At 38.8% G+C, this 14,229-nt stretch carries 14 protein-coding genes and 1 other RNA gene; 11 read left to right on the plus strand and 4 right to left on the minus strand.

Annotated elements, in window-relative coordinates:
- Window positions 1–60 precede the first annotated feature (60 nt).
- The 7 genes from TSIB_RS08535 to TSIB_RS08565 are packed head-to-tail and all read left to right on the plus strand — an operon-like array spanning window position 61 to window position 6,689.
- Window positions 61–1,110 (plus strand): ABC transporter permease, encoded by a 1,050-nt coding sequence (locus TSIB_RS08535; protein WP_015850021.1) that lies wholly within the window; start codon window positions 61–63, stop codon window positions 1,108–1,110.
- Between the two features lie 11 nt (window positions 1,111–1,121).
- Window positions 1,122–2,540, plus strand: a complete 1,419-nt coding sequence (locus TSIB_RS08540; protein ID WP_048160578.1) for an ABC transporter permease — start codon at window positions 1,122–1,124, stop codon at window positions 2,538–2,540.
- A gap of 10 nt (window positions 2,541–2,550) precedes the next feature.
- The gene (locus TSIB_RS08545; RefSeq protein ID WP_048160580.1) at window positions 2,551–3,510 is read left to right on the plus strand and encodes an ABC transporter ATP-binding protein; all 960 of its coding nucleotides are present in this window, start codon (window positions 2,551–2,553) and stop codon (window positions 3,508–3,510) included.
- Between the two features lie 10 nt (window positions 3,511–3,520).
- Window positions 3,521–4,528 carry an ABC transporter ATP-binding protein gene (locus TSIB_RS08550; protein WP_015850024.1) on the plus strand — a complete coding sequence of 336 codons (1,008 nt, stop codon included), beginning with the start codon at window positions 3,521–3,523 and terminating at the stop codon, window positions 4,526–4,528.
- Between the two features lie 48 nt (window positions 4,529–4,576).
- Complete coding sequence (locus TSIB_RS10110) at window positions 4,577–5,071, plus strand: hypothetical protein (RefSeq protein WP_052293236.1); 495 nt, start codon at window positions 4,577–4,579, stop codon at window positions 5,069–5,071.
- Window position 5,072: 1 nt separating this feature from the next.
- Complete coding sequence (locus TSIB_RS08560; RefSeq protein ID WP_015850026.1) at window positions 5,073–5,837, plus strand: NAD+ synthase; 765 nt, start codon at window positions 5,073–5,075, stop codon at window positions 5,835–5,837.
- A 12-nt stretch (window positions 5,838–5,849) separates the two neighbouring features.
- Window positions 5,850–6,689 (plus strand): DMT family transporter, encoded by an 840-nt coding sequence (locus TSIB_RS08565; protein ID WP_015850027.1) that lies wholly within the window; start codon window positions 5,850–5,852, stop codon window positions 6,687–6,689.
- On the opposite strand, the gene glnA is transcribed toward TSIB_RS08565, so the two are convergent.
- Window positions 6,686–8,008 (minus strand): type I glutamate--ammonia ligase, encoded by a 1,323-nt coding sequence (glnA, locus tag TSIB_RS08570; RefSeq protein WP_015850028.1) that lies wholly within the window; start codon window positions 8,006–8,008, stop codon window positions 6,686–6,688. The genes TSIB_RS08565 and glnA overlap by 4 nt on opposite strands.
- A gap of 221 nt (window positions 8,009–8,229) precedes the next feature.
- On the opposite strand from glnA, the gene TSIB_RS08575 reads away from it, so the two are divergent.
- The 4 genes from TSIB_RS08575 (at window position 8,230) to rnpB (ending at window position 11,009) form a co-directional block, all read left to right on the plus strand.
- A complete protein-coding gene (locus TSIB_RS08575) occupies window positions 8,230–8,637 on the plus strand; it encodes a DUF61 family protein (RefSeq protein WP_015850029.1) in 408 nt (135 codons plus the stop codon).
- 5 nt (window positions 8,638–8,642) lie between these two features.
- Window positions 8,643–8,909, plus strand: coding sequence for a hypothetical protein (locus TSIB_RS08580; RefSeq protein ID WP_048160933.1), 267 nt, complete (start codon window positions 8,643–8,645; stop codon window positions 8,907–8,909).
- Between the two features lie 43 nt (window positions 8,910–8,952).
- The gene (locus TSIB_RS08585) at window positions 8,953–10,608 is read left to right on the plus strand and encodes a hypothetical protein (RefSeq protein WP_148206187.1); all 1,656 of its coding nucleotides are present in this window, start codon (window positions 8,953–8,955) and stop codon (window positions 10,606–10,608) included.
- Window positions 10,609–10,686: 78 nt separating this feature from the next.
- Window positions 10,687–11,009: RNase P RNA component (rnpB, locus tag TSIB_RS10125), an RNA gene on the plus strand.
- On the opposite strand, the gene TSIB_RS08590 is transcribed toward rnpB, so the two are convergent.
- From TSIB_RS08590 to priL, 3 genes are read right to left on the minus strand one after another with little or no spacing between them, the layout of a single operon-like run.
- Window positions 11,006–11,863 (minus strand): DMT family transporter, encoded by an 858-nt coding sequence (locus TSIB_RS08590; protein ID WP_015850032.1) that lies wholly within the window; start codon window positions 11,861–11,863, stop codon window positions 11,006–11,008. The genes rnpB and TSIB_RS08590 overlap by 4 nt on opposite strands.
- A gap of 2 nt (window positions 11,864–11,865) precedes the next feature.
- A complete protein-coding gene (gene priS / locus TSIB_RS08595) occupies window positions 11,866–12,894 on the minus strand; it encodes a DNA primase catalytic subunit PriS (RefSeq protein ID WP_015850033.1) in 1,029 nt (342 codons plus the stop codon).
- Entirely contained in the window at window positions 12,891–14,084 is a 1,194-nt protein-coding gene (gene priL, locus TSIB_RS08600) for a DNA primase large subunit PriL (RefSeq protein ID WP_015850034.1), read from the minus strand. Before priL ends, priS begins: the two co-directional genes overlap by 4 nt.
- Between the last annotated feature and the right edge of the window lie 145 nt (window positions 14,085–14,229).

Raw genomic sequence — 14,229 nt, forward strand, 5'->3', positions numbered from 1 at the left:
GAAAAAGATGATGATCAAAAATGAGTCCCCTAATACAACAAAGGTAAAGGAGGGAACTTGATGGGATTTGGTAGATATCTGGTCATTAGGTTACTAAATGCTCTTGTAGTTTTAGCTATAGTTACACTTGTGATGTCAAGCCTTTTCGTTAAGGTCGCTGAAAAGGATTTAGAGAATACAATAATCCAAAAAGTGAATGCTGAGTTTCAAAGCCTCCAACAACAGGGTAGAATTCCCGAAGATCCAGATGCATGGAGAGCAGAAAGAATTGCACACTACAGAAGTCAATATCACCTTGACAAATCATACTGGTGGAGGGTTCAATACTACTTCAGAAATACTCTAACCTTTAACTTTGGAAAAACCAAAAACCCAGTTTTTGGCTCTGAAAAGGATGTAATGGCAATTCTCAAGGTAGCTATCCCCCGTACAATCCAGCTTTTCACCACGGCACAGATAATAATCATAACACTTGGGATCCTCCTTGGTGTAAAAGCTGCTCAGATGGTTGGCAGTTTCTTTGATAGAGCACTTTCAATTTTAGCATTAGTTATGAGCAGTATCCCAATGTGGTGGTTCGGAATGATAATGCTCCTCATATTCTCGTTTAAGATGGGGTGGTTCCCCTCTAGGGCGATTCCAGACCCTAACCTTACAGGCTGGCCCCATATAGTTGATCTTCTCAAGCGTATGACCCTCCCCGTAGCTACAATCGTTATAGTTTCCTTTGGAGCATGGGCGTGGGTCATCAGAAACATCATGATAGGTACAATGCAGGAAGACTTTATAATGGCTGCAAGGGCAAAGGGTGTGCCTGAGAGAAAAGTAATATACGGCCACGCCCTCAGAGCTGCTGCACCACCAGTTGTAACCATGATTATCTTCAGTCTGCTTACCTCTCTCGGAGGTGCTATAATTACAGAAAGCGTCTTTACCTGGCCCGGGATGGGTAGAGTCTATTGGATTGCTATCGAAACCAACGAAACCAACCTTATTATGGGTTTGACCTTCGTAAACGTGCTCCTTTACCTTGGCGGAGTAATTCTTGCAGATGTGGCTTATGGATTCCTCGATCCAAGAGTTAAAGTCGGCGCTTCAGAAAATGTGTGAGGTGAAAAATGATGCGATGGGTTGACATTAAAAAATCTCTTTCAGAGTTCTGGTATGATTTCAGAAGACAAAAATCTGGCCTGTTAGGTTTATTATTGCTCTTCCTGTTTATATTCACTGCAGTTACAGCCCCAGTATTAACCTCCCCGGACATTCCTCAGAAGTGGCAAGGGTTTTGGCTAGATAATCCTAAAAATGTGCCTCCCACATGGATTAATACACTCTCAAGCCAGTCAATGGCCCCTCACCTAACAATAACGGGTGAAGAACTCCAAAAATTAATCACTAAGACGGATTCGGGATATCTCATTAAAGTCTCTTACAACAACGAGTATGATATTCCCCCACAGGATGTGGTGATAAAAGATCTTACCGGAGATGCCTCTGGGGGCAAACTTTCCATTAGTGTCATGGTGGAGAGACCTGATGGCCGTAAGATAACACTACTAGAAAATTACAAGTTCTCCGGTAGTATTGTCCTCCAACTGGGATCTCAGCCTCAAGTTAGGGACAACTTGATCAAATGGGCTAAGGAAGAAGGTATTTATGTTGATCCACTTCAAGAATTCCAGTATAAAACCCTCATGGATGCAACTAAGGTCATCTTTGGAGAGCTTAATGAGGACATCTTTGAGAGACCTAAGCCTCTTACCGGCACATACACATTCACAATCATCATAAACGTCCCAGAAGGAAGTAGCGCATCCTTTGAGAACGCCAAAGTTATTTTTACAGGAAGAACATACGGTAAACTTGGAACCGATTTCAAGGGCAGAGATATACTCTCAGGCATTATCTGGGGTTCAAGAGTCTCTCTCGTGATTGGTATATCGGTGGCCGTGTTCAGTGTCATAATAGGAATATTCTATGGTGTCACAAGTGCATACCTCGGAGGATGGAGTGACGAAATGATGATGAGATTTCAGGAGTTCATGGCCTCAATTCCAAGCCTCCCCATACTTATACTCATGGGTGCGTACTTCGGAGGACATATAAAACTTTGGCAGATAGTAGTACTGCTTGTAATCTTTGGATGGGTAGGAATAGCAAGAGTTGCCAGGAGTATGGCACTCCAGATTAAGGAGCAGGTCTACGTAGAAGCTGCAAGAGTATTAGGCGCAGGCACAGGCAGAATTATTTTCAGACATATGGTACCACAACTCCTCCCGTATGCATTTGCCCAGATGGCACTCAGTGTCCCAAGTGCAGTACTTTCAGAAGCCTCTCTTAGTTACCTTGGTCTCGGTGACCCAACTGCAGTTACATGGGGACAAATACTCCACGATGCCCAAGTTGCAGGTGCTGCAGTAAACGGATACTGGTGGTGGGTCATTCCTCCAGGACTCGCAATAGCTCTTGTCGGATTGACTTTCGTGCTTATAGGTACTGCTCTTGACAGGGTGCTCAACCCAAGATTAAGGAGGCTATGAGGTGATAAAAATGACGAAAAATGTCCTTGAAGTTCGCAACCTCAAGATGTACTACTTCACTAACAGAGGTATGGTAAGAGCAGTCGATGATATAAGTTTTGACCTCAAGAAGGGGGAAGTTTTAGGACTCGCTGGTGAGAGCGGCTGTGGTAAATCTTCCCTTGGGTTTACCCTTATAGGCATGCCAACTCCCCCTGGAAAAATCGTTGATGGAAGCATAAAAATCGATGGAAGAGAAATAGTAGGCCTTCCAGAGAACGTGCTGAGAAAAGAGATTCGTTGGCAAAAGATATCCATGATATTCCAAGGCGCCATGAATGCCCTAAATCCGGTCTACACAGTCGGTTATCAAATGATAGAGCCCCTTATGTACCAAAAAGGTATGAACAAAGAAGAAGCAATTAACAAGGCCCAGAAATACCTTGAACTCGTTGGGCTTGATCCAGAAATTGTATACCGCTATCCTCACGAACTTTCAGGGGGTATGAAGCAACGTGTTGTCATAGCCACAGCACTCCTCCTTGAACCCGAAGTAGTCATAGCAGACGAACCGACCACAGCTCTTGACGTTGTTGTTCAAGCCCAGATCGTCAATATGATGAAAAAGTTGAAAAAGGAGTTGGGCCTTTCGATGATATTCATCACCCATGATCTAAGCATTCTCGCAGAGATAAGCGACAAGATTGCAATAATGTATGCAGGTAAAATTGTCGAGATTGGCGACAGCGAAAAAGTATACTATGAACCAGCACACCCGTACACCCAAAAGCTTCTCGCAGCTATACCCAGACTCCACGAAGATTTGAAGAAACTCGAATTCATTCCAGGACAACCCCCCAATCTCATTAACCCACCTAATGGCTGTCGTTTCCACCCTAGATGCCCCTATATTATGCAGGTCTGCAAAGAGCAAGAACCTGAATTGAAAGAGGTTGATAAAGATCATTACGTTGCATGCTGGTTACTGTGAGGTGTGAAAAATGACCGAACCAGTACTTAAAGTTAAAAACCTTAAGAAATACTTCTCCATCAAGAAAAGCTTCATTGATACTCTTAAAGGTACTCCTCAGAAGATAGTTCATGCCGTTGATGGAATAAACTTTGAGATATACCCCCAACAGGTCTTTGCCCTCGTTGGTGAGAGTGGCTGTGGTAAATCTACCACCGGAAAACTCATTGTAAAGCTCTTAGAGCCTACAGATGGCAAAATATACCTTAGAGGTCAAGACGTCACTGACATCAAAACCAAAGAAGAAGTTCTTGAATACAGAAGAAAGGTCCAAATGATATTCCAAGATCCCTTCAGTTCACTAAACCCACGATTTAGGATATTTGATGTCTTGGAAGAACCCCTCCTTATTCACGGGATAGGTGAAACCAAAGCAGAACGTGAAGAACTAATCTACAAAGCACTTGAAATGGTTAAGATTATACCCCCCGAGGATTACATAGGTAGAAACCCTCACATGCTCTCAGGGGGGCAAAGACAAAGAGTAGCAATAGCTAGAGCTCTCATCCTAAATCCAACATTTATAGTAGCTGATGAACCAGTATCAATGCTTGATGTTTCAATTAGAGCAGAAATTCTTGAATTAATGAAGGATCTCAAAGAAAAAATGGGTGTTACATACCTTTACATCACCCATGATCTTTCAACAGCCAGATACTTTGCAGATTACATTGCAGTTATGTATCTAGGAAGAATTGTCGAAATGGGACCTGCAAAAGTTGTCATTGACAACCCAATACACCCCTATACAAGAGCCTTACTTGCAGCAGTGCCAGAACCAATTCCAGAGAGAAGAAATATAATCAAGGAGATCCCAATTAAGGGTGAAGTTCCAAGTGCTGCTAATATACCTCCCGGATGCAGATTCCATCCAAGATGTCTTTACGCGGAAAAAGGACTGTGTGATACTAAGTATCCACAATTAGTAGAATACGAGCATAACCACTGGGCTGAGTGTCACTTAATTGGAAAGTATTGACTCTTTACATCCTTATTTTTCATTTTTTCTAGTTTGAAGGTGATCCTGATGAGTAAGTTTAAGGATGGTCTTACTTATCCTCCAATCAAAGCAGGGTTCATATTGCTGTTCATAGCATTTGTACTGTCTCTGGGAGCATCTTACAATGTTCTCAGGGAAGAAACTTGGACTGGGATTTGGAAGCCTGGTAACTACACTCTAGAAGAGGAAATGGAAAATTCCGTGGAGATAGTTAGCAGAACTCTTAAAATCTCCTCCGATAATGCTTCAGTTAAAATAGCTACAGAAGATAGTGAGAATACTTATACCTTGTCCGGAGATACCAAGATACTCCATCTTACCTCAAGAGTGTCAATCCTAGTCGAAATTGGAGAGGTTACATACTCTTATACTGTAAAATGGGTTGATTATCCTTATACCTATCTCAGCCTTCCCGCATTTTTCATCATGATAGTGGGGAGTGTTCTAGCAATTAGGGGCTATTTCAGTTTTCTAGAGTCCTTGAAAGAAGAAAAACTACAACAAAAAAAAGGAGAAGAGTAAAATGAGGTCCTTAGATTATGCAAAAGTTATAACTAAATTAGTTTCCTTTATACAAGAAAAAGTTGAAGAATCCAACGTCAAGGGAGTAATTTTAGGAATAAGCGGTGGAGTAGACAGTGCCACCGTAGCATACCTCGCAGCTAGGGCAATTGGAAAAGAAAAAGTTTTGGGGCTTGTGATGCCCTATCATATAAACAGAGATGTAGAAGACGCTCTTTTGGTATGTAATAACCTCGGGATAAATTACAAGGTTATAAATATAAAAAGCATTGTAAACGAGTTTGAGAAAAATTTAGATTTTGAATTGAACAATGTTTCCAGAGGAAACATAATGTCGAGAACCAGGATGATTCTCCTTTATGCTCATGCAAACTCCAAAAATTATCTTGTTCTAGGAACTTCCAATAGGAGCGAATTTTTAACCGGATATTTCACCAAATGGGGAGATTCAGCAAGTGACTATGCACCATTAATCAACCTGTATAAAACTGAAGTTTGGAACATTGCAAGGATATTGGGAGTTCCAAATGAAATAATAAATAAAAAACCAAGTGCTGGTCTTTGGGAAGGGCAAACCGATGAAAAAGATCTGGGAATAACCTACAAACTATTAGACGAAATCCTCTACAGATTAGTCGATTTAAAAATGAAGAAAGAAAATATTGCAAGAGAATTAAATATCCCTCTTAACAAGGTGGAATACGTAGAATCTCTAATCAAGAAAAGCGAGCATAAACGCAAACTTCCAATTGGCCCAGAAATTTAAGGAGGTAAAAACTTGAAAAAGGGTTATATTTTGATTTTTTTAGCTGCCAGCATGTGGGGAACTCTTGGAATTTTTGCTAAGTTGCTTTATCAGTTTAACCTAGATCCTTTCACCATTACATTCTATCGGACACTAATTGCATTTTCCATCCTTCTATTATATAACTATTCAAATGACTTTCAAATAAAAAGACATAGACTGCCATTCTATGCACTTTATGGTTTTTTTGCAGTATTTTTGTTTTACATCCTATACTTATACACAGTAAAGATCTCCTCCGTGTCATTTGCAGTACTTCTCCTTTATTCCGCCCCTGTTTATTCCACCATTCTAGGTTATGCATTATTTAAAGAAAAAATAACCAAAGCAAAGATTTTAGCTTTAATCATGGTAATATTTGGAGTTTTTCTGGTTGCGAATCTTGATCACTGGGATGCAAACAAGATTGCCACCGTGTTGGGTCTGCTCTCGGGACTAACATATGCACTTTATGGGATTTTGGCCAAAATTGCTGTAAAAAATGAAAAACCAGAAGAGGCCCTTCTTTACACAATTGGTTTTGGAGCATTATTTTTAGCACCATTTTCTCATTTTAAAATACCCTATGAGTCTCTCCCCTACTTATTTGGACTTGCATTCTTTCCAACAGTTTTAGGGTATATTCTTTATAACAAGGCTCTCCAGGAAGTAGAGGTTAGTAAAGCATCTATAATATCCACAGTAGAACCAGTAGTAGCTTTGATTCTAGCATATTTAATATTCCGTGAGACATTAACACCACAACAAATAGTAGGGGCGGTTTTCATAATCTTAGGATCGCTCATCCTCCATATCGAAGAAAAAAGAGTTTAAACATAAAAATACCTCTCTAATTCCCATTCAGTAACCTCCATACTGTCCATAGGTATTCCCTTTCTTTCTAGATATTCTTGATAAGCCTCCCACTCTTTTGTTTTATATTTAATGAAGTTATGATATGCTTTACCAAGTGCCTCTTTAACAACCTTGTCTTTTTTAAGAGCTTCAAGTGCTACTGCTAGAGTTGAAGGTAATGTCTCCACTCCTAACAAAGCACGTGCTTTATCATCTAATTCATATACATTCTCTTCCACATGTGCAGATGGTTCTATTTGCCGTCTTATACCATCCATCCCAGCTTTCAAAACTGTAGCAAACGCAAAATATGGATTTGTACTCGGATCAGGGGCCCTATACTCAATTCTTGCACTATTCCCTTTATATGCAGGTATTCTCACTAAAGCACTCCTATTTGCATACCCCCAAGATATGTAAACTGGGGCTTCATATCCCGGAACCAATCTTTTGTATGAGTTAACAGTTGGGTTTGTAATTGCTGTCAAAGCTTTTGCATGTTCCAAAATTCCCCCTATAAAGTAGAGGGCTTCTTCACTCACTCCATTATCACCAACGAAAATATTCTTTCCGTCATTCCAAAGACTTATGTGAAAATGCATCCCATTACCCGGTTGCCCAAAGAGTGGTTTTGGCATGAATGTGGCATAAAGTCCGTAACTCTCTGCAACCGCCTTAACCAAGTATTTAAATCTAACTATGTTATCTGCCGTGGTTAATGCATCTGCAAATCTAAAACCTATCTCATGCTGCCCTGGGCCAACTTCATGATGTAATACTTCTGGAATCAACTTAAATGAAGGCATGTAGTGAGCTATTGCCCTTTTTATTTCCCTTGCCTTATCCAAACCCAGTAAATCAAAGTATCCGCCACCATCTGGAAGCTTGAGCTCCCATGATCCATTTTTCTCAAATAAGTAGAACTCGGGTTCTACTCCTATATATGCTGTTATCCCCTCTTTTTGCAAGTCCTCAGTAACTGATTTTAGTATTCTTCTGGGATCCGCATAATAGGGTTCTCTATTTTTGTATATGTATCCAAATACTTTCGCTACCTCCTCCCAAGGGACTTCAACATAAGTATCTGGATCTGCCTTAAATGTAAGATCACTGTCTTCTATTCCTTGAAACCCTGGAATTGATGATCCATCAAATGAAATCCCCTCTTTCACAACATCTTCATATCGTTCTATTGGCACTTCCATTCCCTTGGCCATTCCATCTATATCCACAAATACAAGCTGAAGAAATCGTGATTTGCCTGAGAACACGCTTTTAGCGGATTTTATTTCGTTCATTTTTATCTCACCTTAATGCTATTATTTTCATTATTAACTCAAATTTTTATACAATGTTTATAATATAAGCTTTTCTAATGAACTTTTGCCACAATGGCAATTTCTAATTTTTCTACTATCTATATGTACAAAAGTAGCGATATTAGGATGTATTTTTAACTTTTATATGTCAATAACTTTTTAGGAAAAAGCTTTATTATCCTTGCCTCAAAGATTCAATCATGCCTAAAGAAGATGAAATTATACACAGAGAAATCTCTCGCTTGAACCTGCACCTTCCCAAAAGCAGAAAGAAACTTGGCCAACTCCTCGAGGAAGAAGAACCAAAAATACAACTCCGAAATGGCCAGTTCCACTATTTTAAAAAAGAAGAACTTGAATATCTCTTTTCATTAATTGAAGAAAATGAAAAGGATTTACTATACCTGCCAATAATCCTCGAGATTACAACCCTATGGCATGGGTATTTCAAAGTAAGAGGGAGAGTCGCTGTTAAAGTTGTTGAGAAGGTACTTGGAAGTTATGACATGCTTGAAGAAAAGACTGAAGTGATTTTACCCCGTTATTTATTGCCAAAAATTCGAAAAAAACTCCCAACCACTACCACATATGCATTCATCGTGGAGTGATGAAGATGAACAAAAATAGAATATTACTCAACTATTATCTTTTCACAATACCTCAAGTTACGGTTTTCGCTGGAGCTGTGCTAGGGATTATGTTAATCTTAGATATAAAGACTCAAACTGCCCTTGGCATATTTGCCTCCTTTTACGGTCTTCTGCTCACTATCATAGCTCTTTTGGTCAAAAGACAGTTCTCAAATCTCTTATTATATAAAATAAGTTTATTGTTCTTTGTAGGATTTATGATGCTTGGAATTTTTCTACTTCTAATGTGAAGTTTTATATTTGTTGATGTACAAGATACATAGGGGGAAATTTATGCGAAAGGTACTTGTAGTCTTTATGACACTCCTAATTATTTCATCAGTGGCATGCTCACAAACCCTACTATTCTCAACTGTAGAAGAGAAAATCCTTGTGATTTCAGGTGATTATAGAGAAGGAAGTTTGACTGTAACAAATAATGCAGATAAAGACTTTCAAATAGTGACTTTCCGAAGATATTATGTGCTCGATTCCAACAACGACGAAATCCCAGGAATTACTCTAAAAGTTTACAAACCCGATGGGGAACCCCTATCCACAGGCGTTCTTTACACATACTGGAGATCTGGGGAAGAAAGACAATTGAGATATAAAATTTATGTGAATGAGAGTGTTAAACCTGGAACTTACACCCTTTTCATAGTCTTATGGGGATTCTTAAGTTCAGGAGATCCCAGAGTTATACAAATCCCCATTACTCTCGAAATCACAGATATACCTCTTAGTTTCAAGGAAGCATTTGTTGAGGTCAAAGAGAGGTCAATTACAACAAATCACGTATTGAATGGAGAGACTATTGCTATATACTCCACAGTACACAACCTCAAAAATTCTCCAGTAGCAATAAATGGAACTGCATACTTAGAAAGGAATGGAAAACAGTACCTTGCCAAGTATCTAGCTATGAATTTAACTCCTGGTGATAATCTAATCCAAGTAGAAATTCCAATACCCTATGACCTTCCGGAGGGAGAATACAAACTCATTTATAAATTGGAATACCCTAAAGGCACTTATCTTTTCTCCAAAGCTTTTTACATAACTTTTGGGGTAGATCTAACCTCAATTTCCCTAGAAAAGACAGAGATCATGGAAGATGAAACAAGCACTGTATACACAACAATATTTTCCGAAAGAAATATTGTAATTAATCACACCATTGAAGTATATGGAGTTAATAACAACATTTTACACAATACTACTGAGAGACTAGAAATAACGAGAGGGACTACAATAACAAAAACGACCATACCTCCATTACCTCCAGGGAGTAAGAAAGTCATGAGTAAGGTAAGTTTCGGTAAAATTCCCCTTGGTCAGAAATCCATTTCGTATAAAGTATTTGCATATCCTAGAATTGAGGATGTAACATACAAAGAAGTTTCCTTAAATAAAACTACTGGAGTGTTCAATTTTTCTGTGGTAATTTATAACGCCAATTCTGAAGAAGTAACAACCAAACTCTCATATAAATTTTTTAAATTTAATCAAACCCTTGATAAAGGCTCTCAGACCCTAATTTTGAACCCTGGAGAAAACTATGTAAACATCATTGAAGACCTTCCAATAGGAGAAAAAATATTCTACGAATTTTCTCTCACGAGCAATAATAAAGAACAAAAGATCAGCGACAGTTTAGAGATAACCCCTCCAATTGCCTCGAACACAACCACATCAACATCCTCCACAACGACATCTATAACAAATACAACAACTCCTCTTCCCACACCTCAAGAGAGAAATATTTTGAAGTACTTCGCTGCAGCACTTGTAGTAATCTTTCTATTTCTATTAGCATTGTATCTAATGCCTACCTCCCCACAAAAGAGGCGTGAACGGCCCAAACCAAAGAGAAGATCCCCTCTGGGTAGGTTTAAACGACCTAAAAGGCCTGAAACTAGAGAATATAAAGAACTGCCTAAAAAATAGGGAAACATTTATTAACTTTCTATCTTTCCCTTGCTTGCAAGACCCTTCCAAAGGGGGTAGTTCACCTACTGTAAAATGGTGAGGGAGCTGGGGCTGTCGGGTGTTAAAACCCGAGGAAGTTCCGCCCACCACACCGGAACGTGGTGCCGCAAGGCACCTCCTGAAAGGGAGGGCAACGGCGCAGAAACGACACGTCCTCTCACGTATGAGAATGAAGGCGGAGAAAGGAACTCGTAAGAGTTCCCGAGATAACCCGCCGACGACTTGAGAGGGAACGGTGAAACGGCCGCCCCACGTGGTGCAAGGCCGAGAAAGGGGCGATGAGTTCCCGGTGGGAGTCCCGTGGTAGGCTGCTCAGTCGAATGCCCCAGAGTACAGAAGGCGGGCTATAGCTCCCTCACCTCATCTTTATGTCCAAGAGTGATGCTACCAATATCAGCGAACCACCAATAACCGTTTTAAATGTAGGAATTTCTCCAAAGAGTATTGCTGCATAAACTATTGCACTTAACGGGTCAAGATAGCTTAAAATGGCTGCCTCATTTGCTTCAACTTCTTTAAGCCCATCCATGTATATAAATAGGGCAACAACAGTATGAAAAATCGCTATAATGAGAATAATTGCAAGCGAGCTCGAAGTAACATGAAAAGTGCCTACACCCACCAGAACGGGGAAAAGAATTAATGTAGCAAACAATAACTGGAAAAATGTTAAATATGTACTATCAACATCTTTAAGATACCTACCAAGTACTGTCACACTAGCATAGAATATTGCACCTAAAAGAGCAAACACTACTCCTAAAAAATCCCTATTTCCAAGAGAGAATTCAGCTTGAGTGCCTATTATAAGTGCTCCTAAAAATGCCAAAAATACTAAAAATAATCTTTTTCTTGTAATCCTCTCTCTCAAAAACACTGAAGAAAGAACAACCACCAATATCGGTGCCAAGTAATAAATAAGGGTTGCTTTAGCTATATCTGTATATATTACCGCGGAAAAGAAAAATACCCAGTTTAATGCTAAGACAAGACCTAAAAAACATAACAAGAGAAGTTTGTGTCTCACAGCTAAAAAAGCTTTTTTGGCCCACATAATGTCCTTCAATGAGTGCACAAAAATAAGAACTAGGCTTCCTAGAAGAACCCTATAAAATGCCAATCTAAGACCGTCCAACCCGGAGTATCTGGCAAAAATTCCTACGCTTCCCCATATTAACATAGAAAGTATTATTTTAACCCTGCCTTGGAGCATTTCTACTCCTCCATGGTTTCCTTCCAAAGGTCGTACGCTTCTTTGACCTCCTTTTCTCTGAACTTCGGAACAGCGTCTTTAAAAGGATTGAACTTTTCAAGGTCTTTTTCATCATTTCCAATGTACGTGGCCACAAGGCCCACTTTAGAGTGTAATGAAGAGGGGACTCTTAAAATTCTTTTTACGTCTACTGTAACCCTACCATCAAAATAAGCTTTGGAAAATGTAGTCGACAAACTAAAAAGCCTTAAAAGTGTTTTATAACCCACACCTTGAGAAAACGCGCTTATCATTGCCTTTTTTACAAAATTTTCGTATATTTCATCTCTTCCATCAATTATTTGTTCAATTTGACGTTTATTTAGACCAATATTTCGTAGATGATATTCGGAAACCCGTTTGATAAAGTATCCAAATCTAAGTCGAAATACTCTGTAATAACCAGAAGAGAGTAAGATTTTCCTTTCCTGGAGATCCTCAAATGTTATTTCCTCAGCGCTGGAGATGTAAGATAAAATCTTTTCTCTCGCTTTTGAATCTAGTCCAAGCGCCCAATCATCTAAAACCCTTATATGGTACCCTCTTCCAGAGTAAATAAGATGAATATTTTCAAATCCAAAGTCTTCTCTTAAAATTAGAAGAGTATCTTTAGTGAGTTCTTTAGCATCATCCAAACAGATTGGACACACTTTTCCTGTTTCATGATTACATCTTTTTAGTGGTAAATCTTTCGCATCTATATCAAAAACTAGTTCTGCTCCTAACCATCCCTCCATATTCTTAGGTTCCTCATAAAGGGCAACACTTGAATAAATTGAATATGGGGCCGTTATCTTTACATAATCTTCAAGATCTTTTATATGGTGAAATACATTTTTCCTATCGTTAGGGCCCTCCCCCGTATGATCGAAACCAAACTCCCTATTTTCGAGAGTTTTAGTTATAAATGAGGGTATTTTCTTCACATTCCATTCCTTCAAGTAGTAAATCTTTCTTTCTTCTTTGGTCATTTCCTTAAAAAGCTCACTCATTGCTCCTCACCAGCTGTATTTTCCTTTTTACTTTGCATGTAAAGCTTTCTTAGGTAATAAGTAAGGGGATTTTTAATATATCTACAATCCCGATCAGGTTTACAAAGTTGAGGTGCACTTGCCCGAATTTTCTCACAGTTGGGAGGGAAGTACCAAGTAGAATTTCCACTATCTTCTAAATTTGGTTCCAGAGTGTATCCAAACCCCAAGTGATACCATATATTTTTGATCTCATTTGGCTGATCTTGGAACAGCGGTGGACTACATCTATTGCCCGCTTGAATTATTACTGGTAATATCTCTTCCTTGATGACTTTTAAATCCTTTATACAGTCCTTGACTTTAACATCTCTTTTAGGTGGATTTGGGCAGATTCTAGCATAACTTAGAAATGAAGTCAAAAGAACTGTTATTCCGTAGTTTCTTAACCCACTAGGCACTCCATTTAAAGTTATTCTAATACAAGGAGGGAAGAGGTGAAACCGAAGAGGTTGAGCAGTTGTACTTCCTAATCTTTCAAATTTCTCTTTAAAATGTTCCCTTGCAACCTCACTCAGCTCAGAGTACAGTTTCATGTAATATTCAGGTAACTCTTCCCGAATTTCATAAAGAATGTTAACTGTCTTCTCCAAGTTTTTTTCAAAACTTTTTTTCCATAATGTAATTAGTTGAGACTTGTTAAGATAAACATGACCTTTCCTTACATAAAACCCCTTTAGAGAGTCTTCATTAAATATTAAGAAATCTTTTAGAGCCATTTTATATTGAAGAATGCGCCGTTCCTTCTCTTCTGGTGGCAATTCCTCATGCAAGCTTTTTTCAAGTATTACTCTATCTTTTCTGGGAAGTTCACTGGTGTTTACCCTTTCAACAGGCAAAGCCAATTCTTCAAACTCTCCTGCTTCCATTATCCTCTTTAAGTAGATTTTTAGATTCGTATCCTTAACCAGTTCCATTTCCAGACCATAGGGTGAAAATGCCAAAGCTCCCAATAGTGCATAAAAACTTATCAAATCCTTCCACTCATCTAAATATAAAATCGATTGAGGAACATCTCCCTCTTTCACCCATTTAACTCTCTCCAATGCCATATTAGTATCAAGGTAATTTGGAATAACCTCTAAAAAATCATTGATGCTACCAAATTCATTTAAGAGTTTTTGTGCTCGCTTTCCAAAAGGATCTAACATGCACCCACCTTCTATTAATGCTCATATTAAAATAAAACTCTTTTGTTAATTACCAAAGTATAAAAAGATCAAAATATTGGAAAAAATATAATGCATCACAGTAACCTTATATAAACTTCCAAAAACCTTATATTATCTTATTAAG

This window comes from Thermococcus sibiricus MM 739 (genome assembly GCF_000022545.1).
Lineage (GTDB): Archaea > Methanobacteriota_B > Thermococci > Thermococcales > Thermococcaceae > Thermococcus_A > Thermococcus_A sibiricus.

Bases quoted from the DNA above. Each gene is read 5' to 3' on its own strand.
- TSIB_RS08535 (WP_015850021.1), top strand. From the start codon at position 61: ATGGGATTTGGTAGATATCTGGTCATTAGGTTACTAAATGCTCTTGTA.
- TSIB_RS08540 (WP_048160578.1), top strand. From the start codon at position 1,122: ATGCGATGGGTTGACATTAAAAAATCTCTTTCAGAGTTCTGGTATGAT.
- TSIB_RS08545 (WP_048160580.1), top strand. From the start codon at position 2,551: ATGACGAAAAATGTCCTTGAAGTTCGCAACCTCAAGATGTACTACTTC.
- TSIB_RS08550 (WP_015850024.1), top strand. From the start codon at position 3,521: ATGACCGAACCAGTACTTAAAGTTAAAAACCTTAAGAAATACTTCTCC.
- TSIB_RS10110 (WP_052293236.1), top strand. From the start codon at position 4,577: ATGAGTAAGTTTAAGGATGGTCTTACTTATCCTCCAATCAAAGCAGGG.
- TSIB_RS08560 (WP_015850026.1), top strand. From the start codon at position 5,073: ATGAGGTCCTTAGATTATGCAAAAGTTATAACTAAATTAGTTTCCTTT.
- glnA (WP_015850028.1), bottom strand. From the start codon at position 8,008: ATGAACGAAATAAAATCCGCTAAAAGCGTGTTCTCAGGCAAATCACGA.
- TSIB_RS08575 (WP_015850029.1), top strand. From the start codon at position 8,230: ATGCCTAAAGAAGATGAAATTATACACAGAGAAATCTCTCGCTTGAAC.
- TSIB_RS08580 (WP_048160933.1), top strand. From the start codon at position 8,643: ATGAACAAAAATAGAATATTACTCAACTATTATCTTTTCACAATACCT.
- TSIB_RS08585 (WP_148206187.1), top strand. From the start codon at position 8,953: ATGCGAAAGGTACTTGTAGTCTTTATGACACTCCTAATTATTTCATCA.
- TSIB_RS08590 (WP_015850032.1), bottom strand. From the start codon at position 11,863: ATGCTCCAAGGCAGGGTTAAAATAATACTTTCTATGTTAATATGGGGA.
- priS (WP_015850033.1), bottom strand. From the start codon at position 12,894: ATGAGTGAGCTTTTTAAGGAAATGACCAAAGAAGAAAGAAAGATTTAC.
- priL (WP_015850034.1), bottom strand. From the start codon at position 14,084: ATGTTAGATCCTTTTGGAAAGCGAGCACAAAAACTCTTAAATGAATTT.